Source organism: Actinokineospora fastidiosa (assembly GCF_014648415.1).
GTDB lineage: Bacteria > Actinomycetota > Actinomycetes > Mycobacteriales > Pseudonocardiaceae > Actinokineospora > Actinokineospora fastidiosa.
Window position 1 is genome coordinate 826,130 of sequence record NZ_BMRB01000001.1, and the last position, 20,056, is coordinate 846,185.

Here is a 20,056-nt window from a genome sequence, read left to right on the forward strand (position 1 = left end):
TCAGCGCAGGTGGGCGTCGAACCAGTTCAGCGCCCGGTGCCAGGCCTCGGCCGCGCCGGTCTCGAACGGGAAGCGCACGACGTCGGTGGCCACCTGGGCCGAGCCCGCCGCGTCGCGGAGCTTCTCGACCTCCTCGGCGCTGGGGCTCTCGACGTCGGAGCGGTAGAGCCCCAGCCACGGCACGCGCAGCTCCCCCGCGACCTCGACGAGGGCGGGCAGGCCGTTCGACAGCGGCTCCAGGATGCCGCCGCCCGCGACCGTGACGGCCGCGCCGATGTCCCGCCGGGCGGCCACGACCAGCGCGACGGCGCCGCCGAGCTCGAAACCGATGACGCCGATGCGGTCGAGCGCCACCTCGCGGGCGGCCAGCCACGCGAAGCCGATGTCGGTCGCGGCCAGCACCGAGTCCCCGGACAGGGCGCTGACCTTGTCGCGGGCCTCCTCCTCGGCGACCTCGTGCGACCCCGACGGGTACAGGTGCGGCACGACCACCAGCCAGCCCTCGCTCGCCAGGCCCGCGACCATGCCGATGACGGTGTCGGTGATGCCGCGGGACTCGTGCAGCACGACCAGCCCGCCGCGCACCACCCCGTCCGGTTCGGCGTACGTCAGCCGCAGGGCGCGGCCGTCGTCGAGCCGGAAGTCCGCTGTGTGGGTCTGAGCCATACCCCACCCAACCATGCTGGGGTGAACACCAGTCAACGTGATCACCCGCTCACTCATTGTGGCGTACTAGTTTGCGGGTAGCGTCACCACGCGACGGACGAGGAGCTGTGTATGAGCGTGCGAACCCGCGCCGACCTGGCCGCACTGCCCGGCTACGTGCCCGGCCGCAGCATCCCCGGGGCGGTGAAACTGGCCAGCAACGAGGTCTCGCTCGGGCCGCTGCCCAGTGTCGTGGCGGCGGTGGCCGAGGCCGCGGGCCGGATCAACCGCTACCCGGACAGCGGGGCGGGCGAGCTGGTGGCGCGGCTGGCGGCGAAGCTGGGCGTGACTGAGGCCCAGGTCTCGGTGGGCTGCGGCTCGGTGACCCTGTGCCAGCAGCTGGTGCAGGCGACCTGCACCGCGGACGACGATGTGCTGTTCGGCTGGCGGTCGTTCGAGGCGTACCCGATCATCACCCAGGTCGTCGGCGCCGGTCAGACCCGGGTCCCGCTGACCGCCGACCAGGCGCTCGACATCGACGCGATGGCGGCGGCCGTCACCGGCAAGACGCGGCTGGCGTTCGTCTGCACGCCGAACAACCCCACCGGGACGGCGCTGACCAAGCCGGAGCTGGACCGCTTCTTCGACGCGGTGCCCGAGGACGTCCTCGTGGTCATCGACGAGGCGTACCGGGAGTTCGTGGACGACCCGTCCGTGCCCGACGGCGTCGAGGTGGCCAAGGAGCAGTGGGCGCGCGGGCGGGACAACGTCGCGGTGCTGCGCACGTTCTCCAAGGCGTACGGCCTCGCCGGGCTGCGGGTGGGCTACCTGGTGGCCCCGGACGCGGTGACCGACGCGGTGCGCAAGGTGTTCGTGCCGTTCGGGGTGAACGCGCTGGCGCAGGTGGCGGCCCTGGCGTCGCTGGACGCCGAGGACGAGCTGCTGGCCCGCTGCCGCGACATCGTCGCCGAGCGCGCCCGGGTGCGCGCGGCGCTGCTGGAGCTGGGCTACACCGTCCCGGTGTCGCAGGCCAACTTCGTGTGGCTGCCGCTGGGCGAGCGCACGGCGGCGTTCAACGAGCACTGCCTGGAGAACAAGGTCGTGGTGCGCGCGTTCGCGGGCGACGGCGCGCGGGTCACCATCGGCACGCCGGAGGAGAACGACCTGTTCCTGGCGGCGGCGAAGTCGTTCTGACCGGGGGGTGGAGCGTCCTTCGTGGACGCTCCACTCACGCCAGCAGTTGGACGATCGCGGCGATGCCGACGACGACGATCACGCCGCGCAGCACGGTCGGCGAGAGCCTGCGGCCCACCTTGGCCCCGATGAGCCCGCCGATGACCGCGCCGACGGCGATGAGCGCCACGGCGAGCCAGGCGACCTCGGCGACGAAGATGAACACGATGCCCGAGGCCAGGTTCACGATCGCGGCGAGCACGTTCTTGATGCCGTTGATCCGCTGCAGGCTCTCGTCCATCAGGATGCCCATGATGGCCAGCAGCAGAACCCCTTGCGCCGCCCCGAAATAGCCGCCGTAGATGCCCGTGGCGAAGACGGCGAACAACAGCCCGACCCCGCCGTGGACGTGCACTTCGGACTGCCGCTCGCCGAGCTTGCGCGCCAACCACGGCTGCGCGACGACGAGCACCAGCGCCACCACGATCAACACGGGCACGATCGCCTCGAACGCCGACGGCGGCAGCACGAGCAGCAACACCGCACCGACGAGCCCGCCGATCAGGGATGCCGTGCCCATCCGAAGCAGCCGCCCGCGCTGCCCGGCGAGCTCATGCCGATACCCGATCGCCCCGGTCACCGAGCCGGGCACGAGCCCCAACGAGTTCGACACGTTCGCCACCACCGGCGGATACCCGACCGCCAACAGCACCGGGAAGGTGACCAGCGTGCCGGAGCCGACGACGGTGTTGATGCCGCCAGCGAACACCCCGGCCAGCACCACACCCAGCGCTTCCCAGACGGTCACCGGTTTCGTCCCATCATCGGCCGACCTTATCCCGAGGCGGGCACCCAGCCCCGGTGAAACCGGTCACCGCCGGGAGCCTACCGCCGGTCGGGGGAACCACTCGAATCCGCGGCAACCTCGGGGCGGTGTCGCGCGTGTCCTCTGCGACATGGGCTTTGACGAGGGGGAGGAATGAAGTGGAGGACTTCGCGGAGTTCGTCAGAACCGCGATGCCCGGGCTGCTCCGCTACGGGCACGCGCTGACCGGGAACCCGCACGACGGCGCCGATCTGGTCCAGACCGTGCTGGAGAAGACCGGGGCGCGCTGGTCGTCGGTCGCACGGCGGACGGGGGACCCGCTCGCCTACGTGCGCCGGGCGATGGCCAACGCGCACGTCAGCCGGTGGCGGCGGATCCGCAGGGAGAACCTGGTCGCCGACATCCCGGAGACGCCCGCGGCGCGGGAGCGCTACGCGTTCGAGGACGAACCGCTCTGGGACGCGCTGCGGGCGCTGCCCGCCCGACAGCGGGCGGTGGTCGTGCTCCGGTTCTACGAGGGTCTGTCCGAGGCGGAGATCGCCCACACCCTCGGTGTGACGGCGGGAACGGTCAAAAGCCAGGCCAGCAAGGCCATGACGACACTGCGCGGCAGGCTCGCCGCGTTCGCTGAGGGGAGGGCGATGTGATTCTCGACGACGAGCTGCGGCGGCTGTTCAACGACGACCGGCTCGACGTGCCGGTCCAGCCGGGCGCGACCGATGCGGTGCTGGCAGGCGCGCGCCGCGTCCGCAGAAGGCGCACCGCGGCCGCGGTGGGCGGCGCGATGGCGGTGGCCGTGGTGATCGTGGGCGGCGTGGCGTTCGGGGCCGGGCGCCCCGAATCCATGGTCCCCGCGACCGAGACCACGGCGCCGATGACGACCACCTCGCAGGTGGCGCCCAGCACGACCACCGCGCCGACGGTCGACTCCACGACCGCGAAGGCGACGACGGGGACGGCCCCGACGAAGTCCACCGGAACGTCGGTGGTGCGGCAGACGGGGACGAAGACGGCTCCGCCCCCGGCGGCCCGCGTCCTCGGCCCGGACGGCCTCGGCGCGCTCAAGCTGGGCATGACCTACGAGCAGGCGATGGCCACAGGCGCCCTGGTCCAGGACGACCCACCCGTCGAGGGATGCGGCGGGTACAACCTCAGGAGCCACCCGAAGGAGAACGGCTTCAGCGTCGGAATCACCCCCGAGCTGGGCGTCGCGGCCATCTTCCTCACCCCGCAGGTCCGCACCCCCGAGGGCATCCGCCTCGGCTCCCCGGTCGAGGACTTCTTCACCGCCTACCCGGCGGCGGAAGCCCAGCGCGACTCCTACCGCGAGCACTACCAGATCGTCATCCCGGTCCCGGGCAACGACAGGGCGATCTACCACCTCGTGGGAACCGCGGACGGCAAGGTCGGCTCGCTGGCCCTGGCCCTGCGCGACCACGGCTGCTTCGGCTGACGATCACATCTGTTGGGCCGGTGTCCTCGCGGGCACCGGCCCACAGACGTATCGCAGTAGGCCGCGCATGCTTTGAGGAGATGTCGCCGCATTCCGAAGTGGACTGCAACCCCAAGTGCCACGGAGCGGCGCCAATGGCGAAACCCCGTGGCCGAACTGGCGGAGGCGGAGGGATTTGAACCCCCGGACGGTTGCCCGTCTTCCGCTTTCAAGGCGGATGCATTCGGCCGCTCTGCCACGCCTCCCGGTGTGGGTTCAGCCTAGAGGGCGGGGTCAGGACAGGTCGAGGTGGGCGATCACGCGCTCGAAGAGGGCGGCGACGACGGTCTGTTCGTCCTCGGTCATGAGGTCGACGAGGTGTTCGCGGACGCCCTCGACGTGGGTGGGGGCTGCGGTGCGGAGGATCTCCAGGCCGCGGGGGGTGATCTCGGCGATGACGCCGCGGGCGTCGTCGGGGCAGTTGAGGCGGGTGACCAGGCCGGACTTCTCCATGCGGGCGATCTGGTGGGACAGCCTGCTCTTCGACGACGCCACCTGGCCCGCCAGGTGGCTCATGCGCATCCGGCCCTCCGGCTGCTCGGAGAGGCGGACGAGGACCTCGTAGTCGGCCAGGGCGATCTGGTGACGCTCCTGGAGCTCGCGGTTGAGCTGCTGGCGCAGCAGTTCGCTGCCGATGACGTAGGCCCGCCACGCCCGCATCTCCGCCGGACTCAGCCAGCGTGGTTCGGTGCTCACGGAGGTCACCGGACCAGGTTACGGGGTGCGGACAGGGAAACGAGCAGTTCACGCAGCAGGTCGGTCAGGGCGTCGCGGCGGGCCGGGGGGATGTCGGCGACCAGGGCGTGTTCGAGGGCGAGGTGGGTGGCCACGGCCTCGTCCACCAGGGCCCGGCCCTCGTCGGTGAGGCGGACGCGAACTCCTCTGCGGTCCTGGGGGTCGGGGTCGCGGGCGACGAGGCCGCGGCGCTCCAGGCGGTCGATGCGGTGCGTGGTGGCGCCCGAGCTGATCATCATGGTGGCCTGGAGCCTGCCCACGGTCAGCGTGTGCGGCGCGCCCGCGCGGCGGAGGGTGGCGAGGACGTCGAAGTCGGCACCGGTGAGGCCGTGGCGGGCGAAGTTGGCCTCCAGCTCCCGGCTCACCACGGCGGCCAGGCGGGTGAGGCGCCCGAACAGGCCCATCGGGGCCACGTCGAGGTCCGGGCGCTCGCGGCGCCATTGTTCGAGGATGTCGTCCACCTGGTCGCGCATCGGATCAGTGTGCCGGCTGGCTTGACGGAGAGGTATCTTCAAATCGAGATACTTGACGTCGAGGGGATACACCATGGTGCTGCGGACGGCAATCGCGCCGGTGCTCTGGGGGTCCACGTACCTGGTGACGACCGAGTTCCTGCCGCCGTCGCCCATGTGGATCGCCGTGCTGCGGGCCCTGCCCGCAGGCCTGCTCCTGCTCGCGATCAGACCCGGCATGCCGAGCGGGCCGTGGCTGGGCCGCCTCTTCGCGCTCGGTGGGCTGAACATCGGCGTGTTCTTCGCGCTGCTGTTCGTCTCCGCCACGCGGCTGCCCGGCGGGGTGGCGGCGACGCTGGGCGCGGCGCAGGTGGTCGTGGTGCTCGGACTCGCCGCGCTGTGGCTGAAGGAGCCGGTGACGCTGCGCAAGGCGGCCGTCGCCGTCGCAGGCATCGCGGGCGTGAGCCTGCTGGTCCTGCGGGGCAGCCAGGCGCTCGACCCGATCGGGGTGCTGGCCGGGCTGGGAACCGCGGTCTCGCTCGGCGCCGGACTCGTCCTGACCCGCAAGTGGGGCGCGCCGCCCGGCATGACCGCGCTCACCGCCACCGGATGGCAACTGCTCGGCGGGTCGATTCTCCTTGTGCCGCTGGCCATCGCCACCGAGGGTGCGCCGCCGTCGCTCGACTGGGTGGCCGTCGGCGGGTTCGTGTGGCTCACGCTGATCAGCACGGCCCTGGCGTACGTGCTGTTCTTCTCCGGTCTCCGCAGGCTTTCCGCGGGCCAGGTGTCGCTGCTCGGCCTGGCCAGCCCGCTCACCGCGACGGTACTGGGCTGGGCGGTGCTCGACCAGACGCTCACCGGATGGCAGCTCGCCGGGGCCGCGCTGGTGCTCGGCGCGGTCGTCGTCGGCCAGCGACCGTCCCGGCCGAACGCAAGATCGTCCGATTCGGACAGTAGCGGCGAGGTTCACCGGTTCAGGACGCCGGAAAGGGTTGTGTGATCAGGCACACAGGCGCAAGATGGGTGATGGCTGGCCCGAGTGGACACGGACGCACCAGCCCAGCAGTGCGCCCGCCGCCGCGACCGGCCGAGAGAGGTCAGGTGGTGCCGTGCCGGAACGAGAGACACACCATCAGTAGCGGCATTCGGCTGCTGCGACCCCGCGGGCGGAACGAACCGCATCGGTCCGACCGTGATTGTGAGCAGTGACCGGACCGGTCGTCAGACCGACGCCCCGTGTGTGGCTGCGCGAGGCCCGGTCTCCCGACGCCGTTGAGCCTGACATTCGGATGCGGCCTCTGCGCCCTCCGGCCAGGCTCCGCGCCGGACCGGAACACCGCCGCTACGTCACCGTGGGAAACCTGGGCGCGGCCCCCGACGGCGGGCCGCGCCCAGGCATGTGTCCTAGGCTCGGACCCACGAGAGCCGACGGGAGACAACCGTGCAGTTCGATGACGATGTCGCGCTGGACACCTCGCAGGTCCAGGACGCGCGGGGCGGTGGGATCGGCGGCCGGGTCGCGCTGGGCGGCGGTGGACTCGGCATCGTCGGGTTCCTCATCTACTTCGTGCTCAACCAGCTCGGCGGCCTGCCCGCGGGCGTGCCGCTGAGCACCGGGGACGCGGCCCCTGGCCAGCCGGTCAGCAGCAGCGACCTGGCCTCGGAGTGCCGGACCGGCCGCGACGCCAACACCAAGCCCGACTGCGCGCGCGTCGCGATCATCAACTCGATCCAGGCCTACTGGGCCGACGAGTTCGCCCGCGCCGGGAGCACCTACCGGGAGGCGGACACCACCTTCTTCCGCGGCGCGGTGAACACCGGCTGCGGGAGCGCGACCGCCGACGTCGGCCCGTTCTACTGCCCCGCCGACCAGGGCGTCTACGTCGACCTGACGTTCTTCGACGAGCTCAAGACCCGCTTCGGCGCCCAGGGCGGCACGTTCGCCGAGGCCTACGTGCTCGCCCACGAGTACGGCCACCACGTGCAGAACCTGCTCGGCACGTCGGACCGGGTCGGCAGGGGCACCGGCCCGACCTCGGGCAGCGTCCGGCTGGAGCTGCAGGCCGACTGCTACGCGGGCGTCTGGGCCAACCACGCGACCACGACGCCCAGCGCGAGCGGCAAGCCGCTGATCACCAACATCACGCAGGACGACATCAACCGGGCGGTGGACGTGGCCGAGCGCATCGGCGACGACTTCATCCAGGAGAACCTCGGCGGCGGCCAGGTCGACGAGTCGCAGTTCAGCCACGGGACGTCGGCCCAGCGCGAGAAGTGGTTCCTGGCAGGGGTCAACGGCGGCCAGCCGACCCAGTGCGACACCTTCGGCGCCCGGGACCTCGGATAGCGCGAACGCCCCCGCCCTCGGTGGCGGGGGCGTTCGGTCCACTCGGTCAGGCGATGGCCTGGTCGACGTGGATGCAGCCGGGACCGGCGTTGCCGCTCGCCGCCGTCATCCGCGCGTCGTCCTGGGCCATCTGGGTGCGCATCACCGACTTCTGCGCCAGCCGGGCGTCGGCGCGCTCGGCCTTGGCCGCGGCGACCTGCTTGGCCGTGGCCCTCGGCGGGACGCCGTTGATGTCCTCGGTGCTGATGCCGTAGGAGGCGACGACCCACGCCATGGCGTCGGCGTTGCGGTCCAGCGCGACCCGGTCGATGTTGCCGAGGTTGTCGCACTTCAGGTGGTAGCACGGGTCGTAGGCGACACCGGCCTCGCCGCCCCACTTCGCCGCCTGCGCCTCGGTCTTGATCCCCTCGGCTCCGGTGAACAGCCCGCCCGCCGGGATGCCCTGGGCGATGAACTCGCCGTAGTCCGAGCGGCCGGTGAAGTCCGAGCCCTCGGTGGGCGTGCCGGTGGCTTCCAGGAAGTCGACGAACGCCGCCTCGATCTGCGCCGAGCCGTACGGGCCGGGACCCGCGCCGACGGCGTCGGAGTTGTCGCCGTCGTAGACGAAGTGCGCGGCGTTCGGCGAGCCGATCATGTCGAAGTTGAGGTACAGCGCGATGTCCAACTGTTCCTCGAAGCTCAGCGACCGCACGTAGCGCGTGGACCCGACCAGGCCCAGCTCCTCAGCGCCCCACCACGCGAAGCGCACGGCGTTGTTGACCCGAGGGGAGCCGCCCAGGCGCAGGGCGGTCTCCAGCAGCGCGGCGCTGCCGGTGCCGTTGTCGTTGATGCCGGGACCGGCGACGACGCTGTCGAGGTGGGCGCCCGCCATCACGACGTTGTCCTTGCGGCCGGTCGTGGTCTCGGCGAGCAGGTTGTAGGTCGTGCGCTCCTCGCGCAGCGCGCGCAGTTCCAAGGTGACGGTGCCGCCCGCGGCGGCCAGCGCCTCGCCGTCAGCCCTGGTGATGCCGCCGACGGGCAGCTTGGCGGCCTCGGCCGAACCGAGGGTGCCGTTCACCGGGCCGTCGGCGTTGTTGTAGACGATCGCGGCCACGGCGCCCGCGTCGAAGGCGGCCTGGTTCTTCTGGGCGAAGGTGCAGGCGCCGCGCTGGACCAGCGCGATCTTGCCAGCGGCGTCGGTGTAGTCGCTCGCCTCGCAGCCGGGGGTGTCGTCGACGGCGGCGACGGCCAGCGGGGCGGTCACGCCGCCGACCGGGGTCGACAGGCTGTAGGTCATGATGGTGATCGGGATGGTCCGGTCACCGGCCTTGAGCGTCTGCGCCAGGGTCTGGGTGAAGGTGAACGGGAAGGCCTCCCTGGTCACCTCGAACCCGGCCTCGGTCAGCTTCTCCTGGAGGTAGCCCACCGAGGCGTCGTAGCCCGGCGTGCCGGAGGCGCGGGTGCCGCCGTTGCGGTCGGCGAGGCGCTGGAAGGCGATGAGGTGCCGGTTCACGGCGGCCCCGGTCACCTTCGTGACGAGGTTCCTGGCCAGCGCGGGGCCGTCCGGCAGCGCGGACGCGGTCGGCGCGGCCACCGACGGGATCGTGGAGAACGCGAGCGCGCCCGCCGCCACCATGACGGCGGCGCTGACGCGGAGCGTGTGAGGTTTGGGCATGCAGGTCCCCTTACTCGGATGAGTGCCAGCCGGTGACCGCCCCGACGCGGTCCGTGCTCCGGCGAGAGCCACCCTCACGTGCTCCCGGCTACCGGTCAAGGGGTGTCCCTTACCAACGTCACATGCCGATATTCCGTCACCTGTCACCTCAGACAAAAAGAACTCCGTGCCGCCAGGTGGCGGCACGGAGTTCTTCCGGTTGGGTGATTCAGGAGGTCGCGGCGTGCGAGTGCGCGCCGTGGTGCTCGTGCGCCTGGCTGTCGATCACCGAGAGCCGGTAGGCGGCCCGGGCGTCGCGGTCGGACACCGCGGCCATGGTGGTGGTCTTGCCCGCGGTGGCCATGCGCGGCGGGACGCCGTTGATGTCCTCGGTGCTGATGCCGTAGGACGCGGTCACCCACGCCATGGCGTCGGCGTTGCGGTCCAGCGCCACGCGGTCGACGTTGCCCAGGTTGTCGCACGCCTGGTGGTAGCACGGGTCGTAGGCCACGCCCGCCTCGCCGCCCCAGCGGGCGGCCTGCGCCTCGGTCTTGACGCCCTCGGCCCCGGTGAACAGGCCACCGGCCGGGATGCCCTGGGCGATGAACTCGCCGTAGTCCGAGCGGCCGGAGAAGTCGGTGCCCTCGGTCTCGACGCCGGTGGCGCCGAGGAAGTCGACGAACGCCGCCTCGATCTGCGCCGAGCCGTACGGGCCCTCGCCCGCGCCGACGGCGTCGGAGTCGTCGCCGTCGTAGACGAAGTACGCCGCGTTCGGCGAGCCGATCATGTCGAAGTTCAGGTACAGCGCGATGTCCAGCTGCTGCTCGAAGGTCAGCGACTGCACGTACTTGGTCGAGCCGATCAGGCCCAGCTCCTCCGCGCCCCACCAGGCGAAGCGGACCGCGTTGTTGACCTTGGGCGAGCCGCCGAGGCGGATCGCGGTCTCCAGCAGCGCGGCGCTGCCGGTGCCGTTGTCGTTGATGCCGGGGCCGACCTCGACGCTGTCGAGGTGCGCGCCCGCCATGACCACGTTGTCCGTGCGTCCGGTCCTGGTCTGGGCGACGACGTTGCGCGACGGGCGCTCCTCGATGTGGAAGCGCATGTCGACCGTGGCGGAGGTGCCGCCGAGGCCGAACAGGGTGTCGCCGTCGGCCTTGCTCACGCCGCCGGTCGGGACCACGCCGTCGACGACGGTGACGCCGCTCAGCGGGCCGTCGACGTTGTTGGCGACCAGCACCGCGACCGCACCCGCGGCGTAAGCGTTCTTCGCCTTGGACTCGAAGGTGCAGGCGCCGCGGCGGATCAGCGCGACCGCGCCTGCCATCGGCAGGCCCGCGAAGTCCGAGGCCTCGCAGCCGGGGGTGGCGTCCTGCGGGACGGCGACCAGCGGGCCGGTCACGCCGCCCTCGGGGGTTTGCGGCGACTCCTCCATCGGGATCGCCTCGACGCGGGTGTCGCCCACCTGGGCGAAGGCCGCGTCGAGGACCTGCACCGGGTAGGTGAACTCCGGGGTGGTGACGTCGTAGCCCGCGTCGCGCAGCTTGTCGGCGATGTAGTCGACGCTGGCGTCGTAGCCGGGGGTGCCCGCCGCGCGCGAGCCGCCGTTGCGGTCGGCGAGGCGCTGGAAGGCGATGAGGTGGCGGTTGATGCCGCTGACGGTGACCTTCTTGACCAGGTTCCTGGCGAGCGCGGGGCCGTCGGGCAACTGCGTCTGCGCGCTCGCGGGCACCGAGGTGAACGCGAGGCCGGCGCAGGCCGCGAGCAGAAGCGCGCCCGCCTTGACCGGTGTCCGGGTGGACATAGGTGATCTTCCCTTCGTGGGGGTGGAACGTGCCGGCCAAGATCCCCGACATTTCCGGCGTGCGTGACTCTTACCTGTGATCCGCTCGTGGTCAAGAGTTCATCTGCGACTGTGACCCGACCGGGGTGCGATTACCGTTGTCGGCATGCAGGCGATCACGATTTCCGCCCCCGGCGGACCGGAAGCGCTGGTCTGGACGGCGGCACCGGATCCGACACCCGGCCCCGGCGAGGTGCTGGTGCGCGTCGCGGCGACGGCGGTGAACCGCGCCGACCTCTTGCAGCGCAAGGGTTTCTACCCGCCCCCGCCGGGGTCGTCGGAGATTGTCGGGTTGGAATGCTCGGGAACGGTGGTCGAAGCGGCCCCCGACGTCACCGGCTGGTCCATCGGCGACGAGGTGTGCGCGCTGCTCGCGGGCGGCGGCTACGCCGAACTGGTCGCGGTCCCCGCCGCGCAGCTCATGCCGGTGCCGTCCGGTGTGGACTTGGTGAGCGCGGCTGCGCTGCCGGAGGTCGCGTGCACGGTGTGGTCCAACGTGGTCCAGACCGCCCGGCTGGGCGTCGGCGAGACGCTGCTGGTGCACGGCGGCGCTGGCGGGATCGGCACGCACGCCATCCAGGTCGGGAAAGCGCTCGGCGCGACGGTCGCGGTGACCGCCGGTTCTGCCGAACGGCTCACCCGGTGCGCCGAATTGGGGGCGGACATAACGCTGGATTACCGGTCCACCGCTTTCGAGGACGAAGTCGCCGCCGATGTCATCCTCGACAACATGGGCGCGAAATACCTCTCCCGCAATATCGCCGCGCTGAAGCGGGGCGGGCGCCTGGTCGTGATCGGGATGCAGGGCGGCACCAAGGCCGAGTTTGACATCGGCGCCGTGCTGGCGAAGAACGCCATGGTGACCGCGACGAGCCTGCGCTACCGGCCGATCGCGGAGAAGGGCGCCATCTGCGCGGCGGTGGCGGAGCACGTCTGGCCGCTGATCGCGTCGGGCGCGGTGCGGCCGGTGGTCCACGAGGTGCTGCCCCTGCCCCGGGCCGCCGACGCCCACCGGATGCTGGAGGCGGGCGGCGTGTTCGGGAAGCTGGTGCTAGCGGCTGAGGGCTGAGACGAGCTGGTCCACCTCGACCGCGGTCGTGTAGTGGGCCAGCCCCACCCGGATCGCGCCGCCGACCTCGCCGACGCCGAGGGTGGCGAACACGCCGGTCGGGGTGTCGTCGGCGAAGGCGCAGATCCCGTGCTCGGCGAGGTCCTCGACCACCTCGGCGGCCTTGCGGTCGGCCACGGTGAAGGCCAGCGCGGGGATGCGGCGCATGGCGTCGCCGATGACCATGACGTGCCGCAGCTGGCGCAGGTCGCCGATCAGCCGCGACAGCAGGCCCGCCTGGTAGCTCTTGGCCGAGCTGATCGAGGTGGCGATGCGCTCGCGGCGGGTGCCGGTGGCGGCGTCGTCGAGCTCGGCGAGGTAGTCGACGGAGGCGACCAGGCCCGCCAGCATCGGGTAGGCGTGGCCGCCGAGTTCGAGCCTGCGCGGGCCGGTGGCGCGCGGGTCGAGCGAGCTGGCGGGCAGCCGGTCGATGGCGGCCGGGTCGGCGAAGACGAGCGCGGCCACCGCAGGCCCGCCCCACGCGCTCGCCGACACCGCGATCACGTCGGCGCCGAGCGCGGCGATGTCCATCGGGACGAAGGGGGCGGCCGACGAGGCGTCGACGACGACGAAGGCGCCCTGCTCCTTGGCCTGGGCGATGATCCTGGGCAGGTCGGGCCGGGTGCCGACCGCCCCGGACGCCGCGGTCACGGCGACGACCCTGGTGCGGTGCGAGATGAGGTTCTCGTACTGCCAGGCGGGCAGCTCGCAGGTCTCGATGTCGATCTCGGCCCAGCGCACGGTCGCGCCCGCCCGCTGGGCCACGCGCAGCCACGGGACGGTGTTGGCCTGGTGGTCCAGCCGGGAGAGGGCGACCTCGTCGCCGATCAGCCAGCGCTCGCCCAGCGCCTCGGCCAGCCGGTCGAGCAGCACGGCCGGGTTGGGGCCGAGCACGACCCCGTTGGCGTCGCCGTTGACCAGGTCGGCCACGGCGCGGCGGGCGGCGTCCTCGATGGCCTCGGCGCGCTGCGAGGCCGGGAACAGCCCGCCCGGGCCGGACACCGGGGCGCGCAGCGCGGTCGACACCGCGGTCGCTACCTGTTCGGGCACTTGCATTCCGGCGGGCGAGTCCAGGTGCACCCAGCCGTCACCCAGCGCGGGGAACAGCCCGCGAATTCGAGCGACGTCGAAGGCCATGCGCCACACCGTACGCAGGTCCGCCATCGGTCGTTTCCCGGGTCCGCGGGGCGGCTACCCTCGCACCCATGAGCGAGCCCGGACAGCGCGACGAGACCAACGAGCAGGCCCACCACGTGATGGTCGTGGGCCCGGACGGCTCCCCGCTCGGCGCCGCCCGCATCAACGAGGACGGCTCCGGCGAGTCGGTCGGCGACATGGTCGAGCAGCCCGCCAAGGTCATGCGGATCGGCACCATGATCAAGCAGCTGCTGGAGGAAGTGCGCGCCGCGCCGCTGGACGAGGCCAGCCGCAACCGCCTCCGCGAGATTCACACGCGCTCCATCAAGGAGCTCGAGGACGGGCTGGCGCCGGAGCTGGTGGAGGAGCTGGAGCGGCTGTCGCTGCCGTTCACCGAGGGCGGCACGCCGTCGGACGCGGAGCTGCGGATCGCCCAGGCGCAGCTGGTCGGCTGGCTCGAGGGGCTGTTCCACGGCATCCAGACGGCGCTGTTCGCCCAGCAGATGGCGGCCCGCGTCCAGCTGGAGCAGATGCGCCGCGGCCTGCCCGCCGGTCAGGGCGCGACGCCGGAGGGTCCGAACCTGCGCGGGACGGGTCAGTACCTGTAGGTGAGGAAGGGCCGGTCCTCGGTCACCAGGCGGTAGCCCGCGCTGGCGAACAGCCGCCGGGACGCCGTGTTGTCGGCGTGCACGCGGGCCAGCAGCCGGGTGCCGGGGATCGTGTCCTGGGCGGCTTGGAGGATCGGGCGCGCGAGGCCGCGACCGCGCGCTTCCGGCGCGATCGTGATGCTGACCTCGACACCGTCCGGGACGGGGTCGAACCGGACCACGCCGACGGGGACGCCCGCCTCCTCGGCGATGAGCAGGCGCCGGTCCTGGGCGAGCCAGCGGCGGTGGGTCTCGGGCGAGACCGGGTCGGGGTTGACGGACCAGCGCCGGGTGCCGGGGTCGTTGCGCCAGGCGAGAAGCCGGTCGGCGTCGGCTGGGGTGGCCCGGCGAACGGTGAGCTGAGCGGCGGCGTCGAGGATGCGGCGGGCGCCGTGCCCGTCGACCGCTCGGCTGGCGGCCCGCGCGAGGTCGTGGCGGGCGGTGGGGGTGATGAGCAGGTGGTGGAGGGTGTCGACGGCGGCTGGGTCGGTGAGGTCGCCGAGCCCCGCGGCGAGGCCCTGGGCGACGGCGGCGGTGTAGTTGGGGACCTGGTTGTCGGCGATGACGGCCACCGCGGTGGGGACGCCTAGGCAGCACAGCTCGAGCAGGGTGACGCCCGCGGCGCTGATGACGAGGTCGGCGGAGGCGAGCAGGGCGGGCAGGTCGGGGTGGGGGCGGACGACCTCGATCTCGACGGGGGCCGAGCGCGCGGAGGGCGGGGCGCTGGCCTCGGCGGCGGGGGCAGGGCGGTGCCCTGCGGGCAGGTTGCCGGTCTCGATGGAGGCAAGGCGGCCAGCGAGCAGGCCGCCGGCCTCGGCGGAGGCGAGGTGGTCAACGGGCAGTCCGCCGGTCTCGATGGGGGCAAGGCGGCCAGCGGGCAGGCCGCCGGTCTCGGCGGGGGCAAGGCGGTCAGCGGGCAGGCCGCCGGTCTCGGCGGAGGCGAGGCGGTCAGCGGGCAGGCCGCCGGCCTCGGCGGGGGCGAGGCGGTCGGCGGGCGGGCCGCCAGCCTCGGCGGGGGCGAGGCGATCAGCGGGCAGGTTGCTGGCCTCGGCGGAGGCAAGGCGATCAGCGGGCAGGCCGCCAGCCTCGGCGGAGGCAAGGCGGTCGGGTGGGTCGCCAGGCTCCACGGTGGTGGGTGCGGGGAAGCGGGGGAATCTGGTGGCGGTGGGGTTCAGGGGTGTGGTGGAGACGGCGGTGATGTGTAGGGGGAGGTTGGTGGCGTGGAGTGCTGCCACGGCTGCCGATACGGCCTGAGACGTTGTGCCGCCGCCCATTGAGACCACGACGCGGGGGTGGGGGGACGGGGTGGGGTGGGAGCGTCGGGTGCGGACGGCGGTGCGGATGGGGGCGTAGGTGGGGCCGCGGAGGATCAAGGGGGTGCCGTCGGCCGGGCGGGGGGTGGGGGCGAGGTTGCAGTCGACGGCCACGTCGGCCTTGCGGCGGCCGTGGGGGCCGTCTTCGAGGGAGACCAGGCGGGCTTCCGGCGGGGTGATGGCGCCGTAGTGGTCGATCAGGACGATGTCGGCGTCGGTCCAGTCCGGGCGGATCTCCACACCCAGGGTGGTCAGGTGGGTGGTGAGCCAGTCGACGCCGGTGAGGGTGCCGGTCAGGGTCACCGTCCAGCCTCGGGCCACCGCCTCCTCCGCGATCGCCACGCACCTGGCCAGGTGGCCCGCGCCGATGGTGGGGTTCGCGTCGGCGCGGAGGAGGAGTCTCACGGGCTTGCCTGCTCGACGTGCGCGTTCCTGGCCGCGACCGACGGGTGGGCCCGCAGGTACGCCACCACGTCCCGCATGCGGGGCTCGCCCAGGGCCGCGACCACCGTCTCGATGACCGCCGCGTCCTCCGGGGTGTCGAGGGTGACGCGCAGGTCGGACGCGTCGGGGCTGGCGACCACGCCCGCGCACCGGTACCGCGGATCGGTGTAGACGCCGCTGGTCACGTGTTCGCGGTGGGGTCCGTCGGGCACGGCGGCCTGGGCGAAGAGGACATCCGTGCGGACGACCTCGGCGTCGTAGCCGCGGGGCATCGTGCGGACCAGGGTGTTGCTGACGTAGTCCACCGACGGGTCGGCCCGCCAGAGCCCCACCACCTGGTCGAGCACGCCGGGGTCGAGCAGCGGGCAGTCGGCGGTCAGGCGCAGCACGGCGTCGCACGGGAACCGGTCGGCGGCCATGAGGAAGCGGGCGAGGACGTCGTCGAGCGGGCCGCGGACCACCTCGGCGTCGGCGGCGAGGGCGATCGGGTCGTCCGAGGGGTCGTCCGAGGTCGCGACGATGACGCGGTCGACGGCGGCGCGGTGGGCCGCGCGGACGACCCAGTCCAGCACCGGGCGGCCGCCGAGGTCGCGCAGGACCTTGCCGGGCAACCGGGTGGAGGACATGCGGGCCTGGATGACCGCGTTCACGCGCACGGATGCCATGATGGCGCACCCGGTAGTCAAACCGACGCGGAGGGTGAACATGCTCGACGGCGCCAGCATCCTGCTGACGGGCGGCACCGGCTCGTTCGGCCGCGCGTTCATCGCCCACGCCCTCGCCGAGCTGGACCCGGCGAAGGTGATCGTGCTCAGCCGTGACGAGCTCAAGCAGTACGAGGCGCGCAGGCAGTTCGGCGACGATCCCCGGCTGCGCTGGTTCATCGGCGACATCCGCGACAGACGCAGACTCGAACGGGCCATGCGCGGCGTCGACTACGTCGTCCACGCCGCCGCCCTCAAGCAGGTCGACACCGGCGAGTACAACGCCTTCGAGTTCGTGCGCACCAACGTGCACGGCTCCCAGAACGTCATCGAGGCCGCCATCGACTGCGGCGTGAAGCGGGTCGTGGCGCTGTCGACGGACAAGGCGTCGAGCCCGATCAACCTCTACGGCGCCACCAAGCTGTGCGCGGACCGGATGTTCATCAGCGCCAACCACTACGCCGCCGGGCACCCCACCCGGTTCGCGGTCGTGCGCTACGGCAACGTGATGGGCTCGCGGGGCAGCGTCATCCCGTACTTCCGAGGCCTGGCCGAGCGCGGGGAGACGCTGCCGATCACCGACAAGCGGATGACCCGCTTCTGGATCACGCTGCCGCAGGCCGTCCGGTTCGTCGTGGACACCTTCGCGCTGATGCGCGGCGGCGAGCTGTACGTGCCGCGCATCCCGAGCATGCGCCTGGTCGACCTCGCCCGCGCGATCGCCCCGCACTGCCCGACGCGCGAGATCGGCGTGCGGCCGGGCGAGAAGCTGCACGAGGAGATGATCGCGCCCGACGAGTCCCGCAGGACCCTGCTGCACGGCGACCGCTACATCGTCATGCCGCACATCGCGGGCTGGGGCTACGAGCCGCCCGCCGCGGGCGTGCCGGTGCCCGACGGGTTCGCCTACCGCTCCGACACCAACGACCTCTGGCTGGACGAGGACTCGCTGCGCACGCTGGTCGACGCGCATGGCTGAGGTGCTCCCCTACGGCCGCCAGTCCGTCGACGAGTCCGACGTCGCCGCCGTCACCGCCGTGCTGCGCGGCGACTGGCTCACCACCGGCCCCGCCGTCGAGCGGTTCGAGGCCGACCTGGCCGCGTGGACCGGCGCGCCCGCCGTCGCCGTCACCTCCGGCACGGCCGCGCTGCACGTCGCCTACGCGGCGGCGGGCGTCGGCCAGGGCGACGAGGTGGTGTGCTCGCCGATGACGTTCGTGGCCACCGCCGCCTGCGCCGCTCTGCGCGGCGCGCGAGTGGTGTTCGCCGACGTCGAGGACGAGACGCTGACCCTGGACCCGGCCGCGGTGGCCACCACCGCCCGCACGCGGGTCGTCGCCGCCGTGGACTACGCGGGCCACCCCGCCGACTACGACGCCCTGCGCCGCGTCCAGGGCGACGCCCTGCTGCTGGCCGACGCCGCGCACTCCGTCGGCGGGACGTGGCGGGGCCGCCCGGTCGGCTCGCTGGCCGACCTGACCACGTTCTCCTTCTTCCCCACCAAGAACCTCACCACCGGCGAGGGTGGCGCGGTGGTGTCGGCCGATCCCGCCCTGCTGGCGCGGGCCCGCCGCTTCCGCAACCACGGCCTGGTCCGCGACCGCGCCGAGCAGCGCTTCCCCGACGAGGGCGGCTGGCACCAGGAAGTGCACGAGTTCGGCCTCAACTACCGCCTGCCGGACGTGCTCTGCGCGCTCGGCAGCAGCCAGCTCCGCCGCCTGCCCGCCTTCAAGGCCCGCCGCGCCGCCGTCGCCGAGCGCTACCGCGACGGATTGGCCGACCTGCCCGGGCTGCGCCTGCCGACCCGGCGGCCGGAGGCCGACCCCGTGTGGCACCTGTACGCCGTGCGCGTCCTGGAGGGCCGCCGCAGGGCCCTGTACGACCACCTGCGGGCCGCGGGCATCGGGGTGCAGGTGAACTACATCCCCGCGTACTGGCACCCCGTCTTCGCCGACCTGGGCTACCGGCGCGGCCTGTGCCCGGTCGCCGAGCGGTTCTACGCCGAGCAGCTGTCCCTGCCGCTGTTCCCCGACCTCGTCGACGCCGACGTCGACCGCGTCATCGCGGCCGTCCGCGCCTTCTTCGCCTAGACCAGGTCCCAGCTCAGCGGCGTGCCCCGGGCGACGTCGGCGCGGAACGCGCGGCCGAGCACGGTCTCCAGCGCGGCGGGCGGCAGGCCCCCGGCCGGGCGGATGGACCGCACGTTGTCGCGGGACACCGCCTCCCCGGCCCGCACGTCGGCCACGACGTACAGCGACCGGCGGAACCGCAGCCCCTCCCGCTCGCTCGGCCGCGGCCCCACGCGGCCCTCCCCCAGCGCCGACCACGCCCGCTCGCTCTCCACGACCAGCGCGGCCAGCTCGGCGGGCTCCAGCGAGAACGCGCTGTCCACGCCGCCGTCGGCGCGGGAGAGCGTCACGTGCTTCTCGATCAGGCACGCGCCCAGCGCCACGGCCGCCAGCGGCACGCCGATCCCGGGCGTGTGGTCGGACAGCCCCACCAGCGCGCCGGTCGCGGCCAGCAGCGGCAGCCCGCGCAGGTCGGTCTCGCTCGGGTCGGCGGGGTAGGCCGCCGTGCATCCCAGGACGACGATCTGGTCGTTGCCCGCCGCCCTGGCCGTCTCCACGGCCGCGGACACCTCGGCGAGCGTCCCCATGCCGGTGGAGATGATCAGCGGCTTGCCCGTGCGCGCGCACAGCTCGATCAGCGGCAGGTCCACCAGCTCGGACGAGGCGATCTTGTACGCCGGGGCGTCCAGCGACTCCAGCAGTTCCACGGCGGTGGGGTCGAACGGGCTGGAGAACACCGTCAGCCCGCGCGACCGCGCCCGCGCGAACAGCGGCCCGTGCCACTCCCACGGGGTGTGCGCGCGGCGGTAGAGCGAGTACAGCGTCTCCCCGCCCCAGAGCGCGTGCCCGTCGGAGACGCGGAACTCCGGCCGGTCGACGTCGATGGTGATCGTGTCGGCGGTGTAGGTCTGCAGCTTGAGCGCCTGGGCCCCGGAGTCGGCCACGGCGTCGACGATCGCCAGCGCGCGCTCCAGCGAGCCGTTGTGGTTGCCCGACATCTCGGCCACGACGAACGGCCGGTGGCCGGGCCCGACCCGGTGGCCGCCGATGCGCACGCTCACGCGAGCCGCTCCTCCAGCCTGCCGAGCCGTTCCTCGTACTGGGCCACGCCGGTCAGCCGCACCCGGATCCGGGCGTGCTCGCGGCGGATCTCATCGATGAGCGAGCGGGCGGGCGCGGCCTCGGTGTCGCGCCACGCCGGGCCCGCCGCGATCAGGTCGTCGAGTTCGGCCAGCCGGGCCTCCAGGGCCGCGACCTGCGGGATGACCCGCTCCAGCTCGTTGGCCGTCCAGCCGTGCACGCGCTCGACCTCGGCCAGCCTGCGCTCGTGCTCGTCGATGCGGCGGTCGTGGTGGGCGCGCTCCTCGGCGAAGCGCCGCTCGTGCTCGGCGAGCCGGTGGCCGACGGCGAGGTCGATCCGGAAGTCGATCAGCCGGGCGACACGCTCGGCGAGGCGGCCGCGGACGGCGGCGACGGTTTCCCGCATGGGTC

20 protein-coding genes and 1 tRNA gene are annotated in these 20,056 nt (G+C 72.9%); 9 read left to right on the plus strand and 12 right to left on the minus strand.

What is annotated here, in order from left to right:
- A complete protein-coding gene (locus IEY98_RS03850) occupies nt 1-666 on the minus strand; it encodes a dienelactone hydrolase family protein (protein WP_189208862.1) in 666 nt (221 codons plus the stop codon).
- Nucleotides 667-777: 111 nt separating this feature from the next.
- Here IEY98_RS03850 and hisC point away from each other — a divergent pair, with 111 nt between their 5' ends.
- A complete protein-coding gene (gene hisC / locus IEY98_RS03855; RefSeq protein ID WP_189208863.1) occupies nt 778-1,839 on the plus strand; it encodes a histidinol-phosphate transaminase in 1,062 nt (353 codons plus the stop codon).
- A gap of 34 nt (nt 1,840-1,873) precedes the next feature.
- On the opposite strand, the gene IEY98_RS03860 is transcribed toward hisC, so the two are convergent.
- Nucleotides 1,874-2,626, minus strand: a complete 753-nt coding sequence (locus IEY98_RS03860; protein WP_189208864.1) for a sulfite exporter TauE/SafE family protein — start codon at nt 2,624-2,626, stop codon at nt 1,874-1,876.
- Nucleotides 2,627-2,751: 125 nt separating this feature from the next.
- Between IEY98_RS03860 and IEY98_RS03865 the strand changes: the two genes are divergently transcribed.
- Nucleotides 2,752-3,291 (plus strand): SigE family RNA polymerase sigma factor, encoded by a 540-nt coding sequence (locus IEY98_RS03865; protein WP_268244558.1) that lies wholly within the window; start codon nt 2,752-2,754, stop codon nt 3,289-3,291.
- Nucleotides 3,288-4,097, plus strand: a complete 810-nt coding sequence (locus tag IEY98_RS03870; RefSeq protein WP_189208865.1) for a hypothetical protein — start codon at nt 3,288-3,290, stop codon at nt 4,095-4,097. Before IEY98_RS03865 ends, IEY98_RS03870 begins: the two co-directional genes overlap by 4 nt.
- A gap of 157 nt (nt 4,098-4,254) precedes the next feature.
- On the opposite strand, the gene IEY98_RS03875 is transcribed toward IEY98_RS03870, so the two are convergent.
- The 3 genes from IEY98_RS03875 to IEY98_RS03885 all read right to left on the minus strand — a co-directional run bounded on the left by IEY98_RS03875 (nt 4,255) and on the right by IEY98_RS03885 (nt 5,344).
- Nucleotides 4,255-4,342, minus strand: a tRNA-Ser gene (locus IEY98_RS03875).
- A gap of 28 nt (nt 4,343-4,370) precedes the next feature.
- Nucleotides 4,371-4,796: a MarR family winged helix-turn-helix transcriptional regulator gene (locus IEY98_RS03880; protein WP_189210038.1), complete on the minus strand. Its 426-nt coding sequence runs from the start codon at nt 4,794-4,796 to the stop codon at nt 4,371-4,373.
- A 41-nt stretch (nt 4,797-4,837) separates the two neighbouring features.
- Nucleotides 4,838-5,344: a MarR family winged helix-turn-helix transcriptional regulator gene (locus IEY98_RS03885; protein WP_189208866.1), complete on the minus strand. Its 507-nt coding sequence runs from the start codon at nt 5,342-5,344 to the stop codon at nt 4,838-4,840.
- A 73-nt stretch (nt 5,345-5,417) separates the two neighbouring features.
- Here IEY98_RS03885 and IEY98_RS03890 point away from each other — a divergent pair, with 73 nt between their 5' ends.
- Both IEY98_RS03890 and ypfJ read left to right on the plus strand, forming a co-directional pair.
- On the plus strand, nt 5,418-6,323 hold the full coding sequence (locus tag IEY98_RS03890) for an EamA family transporter (protein WP_189208867.1): 906 nt from the start codon (nt 5,418-5,420) through the stop codon (nt 6,321-6,323).
- Nucleotides 6,324-6,764: 441 nt separating this feature from the next.
- Nucleotides 6,765-7,670: a KPN_02809 family neutral zinc metallopeptidase gene (ypfJ, locus tag IEY98_RS03895; RefSeq protein ID WP_189208868.1), complete on the plus strand. Its 906-nt coding sequence runs from the start codon at nt 6,765-6,767 to the stop codon at nt 7,668-7,670.
- 46 nt (nt 7,671-7,716) lie between these two features.
- Here ypfJ and IEY98_RS03900 read toward each other — a convergent pair whose 3' ends face one another.
- Complete coding sequence (locus tag IEY98_RS03900) at nt 7,717-9,324, minus strand: M28 family metallopeptidase (protein ID WP_229786546.1); 1,608 nt, start codon at nt 9,322-9,324, stop codon at nt 7,717-7,719.
- Between the two features lie 208 nt (nt 9,325-9,532).
- Nucleotides 9,533-11,104 (minus strand): M28 family metallopeptidase, encoded by a 1,572-nt coding sequence (locus tag IEY98_RS03905; protein WP_189208869.1) that lies wholly within the window; start codon nt 11,102-11,104, stop codon nt 9,533-9,535.
- Nucleotides 11,105-11,249: 145 nt separating this feature from the next.
- On the opposite strand from IEY98_RS03905, the gene IEY98_RS03910 reads away from it, so the two are divergent.
- The gene (locus IEY98_RS03910; protein WP_189208870.1) at nt 11,250-12,212 is read left to right on the plus strand and encodes an NAD(P)H-quinone oxidoreductase; all 963 of its coding nucleotides are present in this window, start codon (nt 11,250-11,252) and stop codon (nt 12,210-12,212) included.
- Here the strand turns inward: IEY98_RS03910 and IEY98_RS03915 are convergent.
- On the minus strand, nt 12,195-13,388 hold the full coding sequence (locus IEY98_RS03915; protein WP_189208871.1) for a cysteine desulfurase-like protein: 1,194 nt from the start codon (nt 13,386-13,388) through the stop codon (nt 12,195-12,197). The genes IEY98_RS03910 and IEY98_RS03915 overlap by 18 nt on opposite strands.
- Before the next feature lie 68 nt (nt 13,389-13,456).
- Between IEY98_RS03915 and IEY98_RS03920 the strand changes: the two genes are divergently transcribed.
- Complete coding sequence (locus tag IEY98_RS03920; RefSeq protein ID WP_189208872.1) at nt 13,457-13,996, plus strand: bacterial proteasome activator family protein; 540 nt, start codon at nt 13,457-13,459, stop codon at nt 13,994-13,996.
- On the opposite strand, the gene IEY98_RS03925 is transcribed toward IEY98_RS03920, so the two are convergent.
- Nucleotides 13,984-15,753: a GNAT family N-acetyltransferase gene (locus tag IEY98_RS03925; RefSeq protein ID WP_268244559.1), complete on the minus strand. Its 1,770-nt coding sequence runs from the start codon at nt 15,751-15,753 to the stop codon at nt 13,984-13,986. The genes IEY98_RS03920 and IEY98_RS03925 overlap by 13 nt on opposite strands.
- On the minus strand, nt 15,750-16,457 hold the full coding sequence (locus IEY98_RS03930) for a cytidylyltransferase domain-containing protein (RefSeq protein WP_229786547.1): 708 nt from the start codon (nt 16,455-16,457) through the stop codon (nt 15,750-15,752). Before IEY98_RS03930 ends, IEY98_RS03925 begins: the two co-directional genes overlap by 4 nt.
- Before the next feature lie 40 nt (nt 16,458-16,497).
- Here IEY98_RS03930 and pseB point away from each other — a divergent pair, with 40 nt between their 5' ends.
- Complete coding sequence (gene pseB / locus IEY98_RS03935) at nt 16,498-17,475, plus strand: UDP-N-acetylglucosamine 4,6-dehydratase (inverting) (protein ID WP_189208874.1); 978 nt, start codon at nt 16,498-16,500, stop codon at nt 17,473-17,475.
- On the plus strand, nt 17,468-18,586 hold the full coding sequence (locus IEY98_RS03940; protein ID WP_189208875.1) for a DegT/DnrJ/EryC1/StrS family aminotransferase: 1,119 nt from the start codon (nt 17,468-17,470) through the stop codon (nt 18,584-18,586). The genes pseB and IEY98_RS03940 overlap by 8 nt, the downstream gene beginning before the upstream one ends.
- Here the strand turns inward: IEY98_RS03940 and pseI are convergent.
- Together pseI and IEY98_RS03950 are read right to left on the minus strand one after the other, a co-directional pair.
- Entirely contained in the window at nt 18,583-19,626 is a 1,044-nt protein-coding gene (gene pseI / locus IEY98_RS03945; protein WP_229786548.1) for a pseudaminic acid synthase, read from the minus strand. The two genes, IEY98_RS03940 and pseI, sit on opposite strands and share 4 nt — an antisense overlap.
- The gene (locus IEY98_RS03950; protein WP_189208876.1) at nt 19,623-20,051 is read right to left on the minus strand and encodes a hypothetical protein; all 429 of its coding nucleotides are present in this window, start codon (nt 20,049-20,051) and stop codon (nt 19,623-19,625) included. Before IEY98_RS03950 ends, pseI begins: the two co-directional genes overlap by 4 nt.
- Between the last annotated feature and the right edge of the window lie 5 nt (nt 20,052-20,056).

Coding starts and splice junctions, on each gene's coding strand:
- IEY98_RS03950 (WP_189208876.1), bottom strand. CDS start 20,051: ATGCGGGAAACCGTCGCCGCCGTCCGCGGCCGCCTCGCCGAGCGTGTC.
- IEY98_RS03890 (WP_189208867.1), top strand. CDS start 5,418: ATGGTGCTGCGGACGGCAATCGCGCCGGTGCTCTGGGGGTCCACGTAC.
- pseB (WP_189208874.1), top strand. CDS start 16,498: ATGCTCGACGGCGCCAGCATCCTGCTGACGGGCGGCACCGGCTCGTTC.
- IEY98_RS03940 (WP_189208875.1), top strand. CDS start 17,468: ATGGCTGAGGTGCTCCCCTACGGCCGCCAGTCCGTCGACGAGTCCGAC.
- IEY98_RS03910 (WP_189208870.1), top strand. CDS start 11,250: ATGCAGGCGATCACGATTTCCGCCCCCGGCGGACCGGAAGCGCTGGTC.
- IEY98_RS03885 (WP_189208866.1), bottom strand. CDS start 5,344: ATGCGCGACCAGGTGGACGACATCCTCGAACAATGGCGCCGCGAGCGC.
- IEY98_RS03880 (WP_189210038.1), bottom strand. CDS start 4,796: ATGCGGGCGTGGCGGGCCTACGTCATCGGCAGCGAACTGCTGCGCCAG.
- IEY98_RS03930 (WP_229786547.1), bottom strand. CDS start 16,457: ATGGCATCCGTGCGCGTGAACGCGGTCATCCAGGCCCGCATGTCCTCC.
- hisC (WP_189208863.1), top strand. CDS start 778: ATGAGCGTGCGAACCCGCGCCGACCTGGCCGCACTGCCCGGCTACGTG.
- IEY98_RS03920 (WP_189208872.1), top strand. CDS start 13,457: ATGAGCGAGCCCGGACAGCGCGACGAGACCAACGAGCAGGCCCACCAC.
- IEY98_RS03900 (WP_229786546.1), bottom strand. CDS start 9,324: ATGCCCAAACCTCACACGCTCCGCGTCAGCGCCGCCGTCATGGTGGCG.
- IEY98_RS03850 (WP_189208862.1), bottom strand. CDS start 666: ATGGCTCAGACCCACACAGCGGACTTCCGGCTCGACGACGGCCGCGCC.
- IEY98_RS03915 (WP_189208871.1), bottom strand. CDS start 13,388: ATGGCCTTCGACGTCGCTCGAATTCGCGGGCTGTTCCCCGCGCTGGGT.
- IEY98_RS03905 (WP_189208869.1), bottom strand. CDS start 11,104: ATGTCCACCCGGACACCGGTCAAGGCGGGCGCGCTTCTGCTCGCGGCC.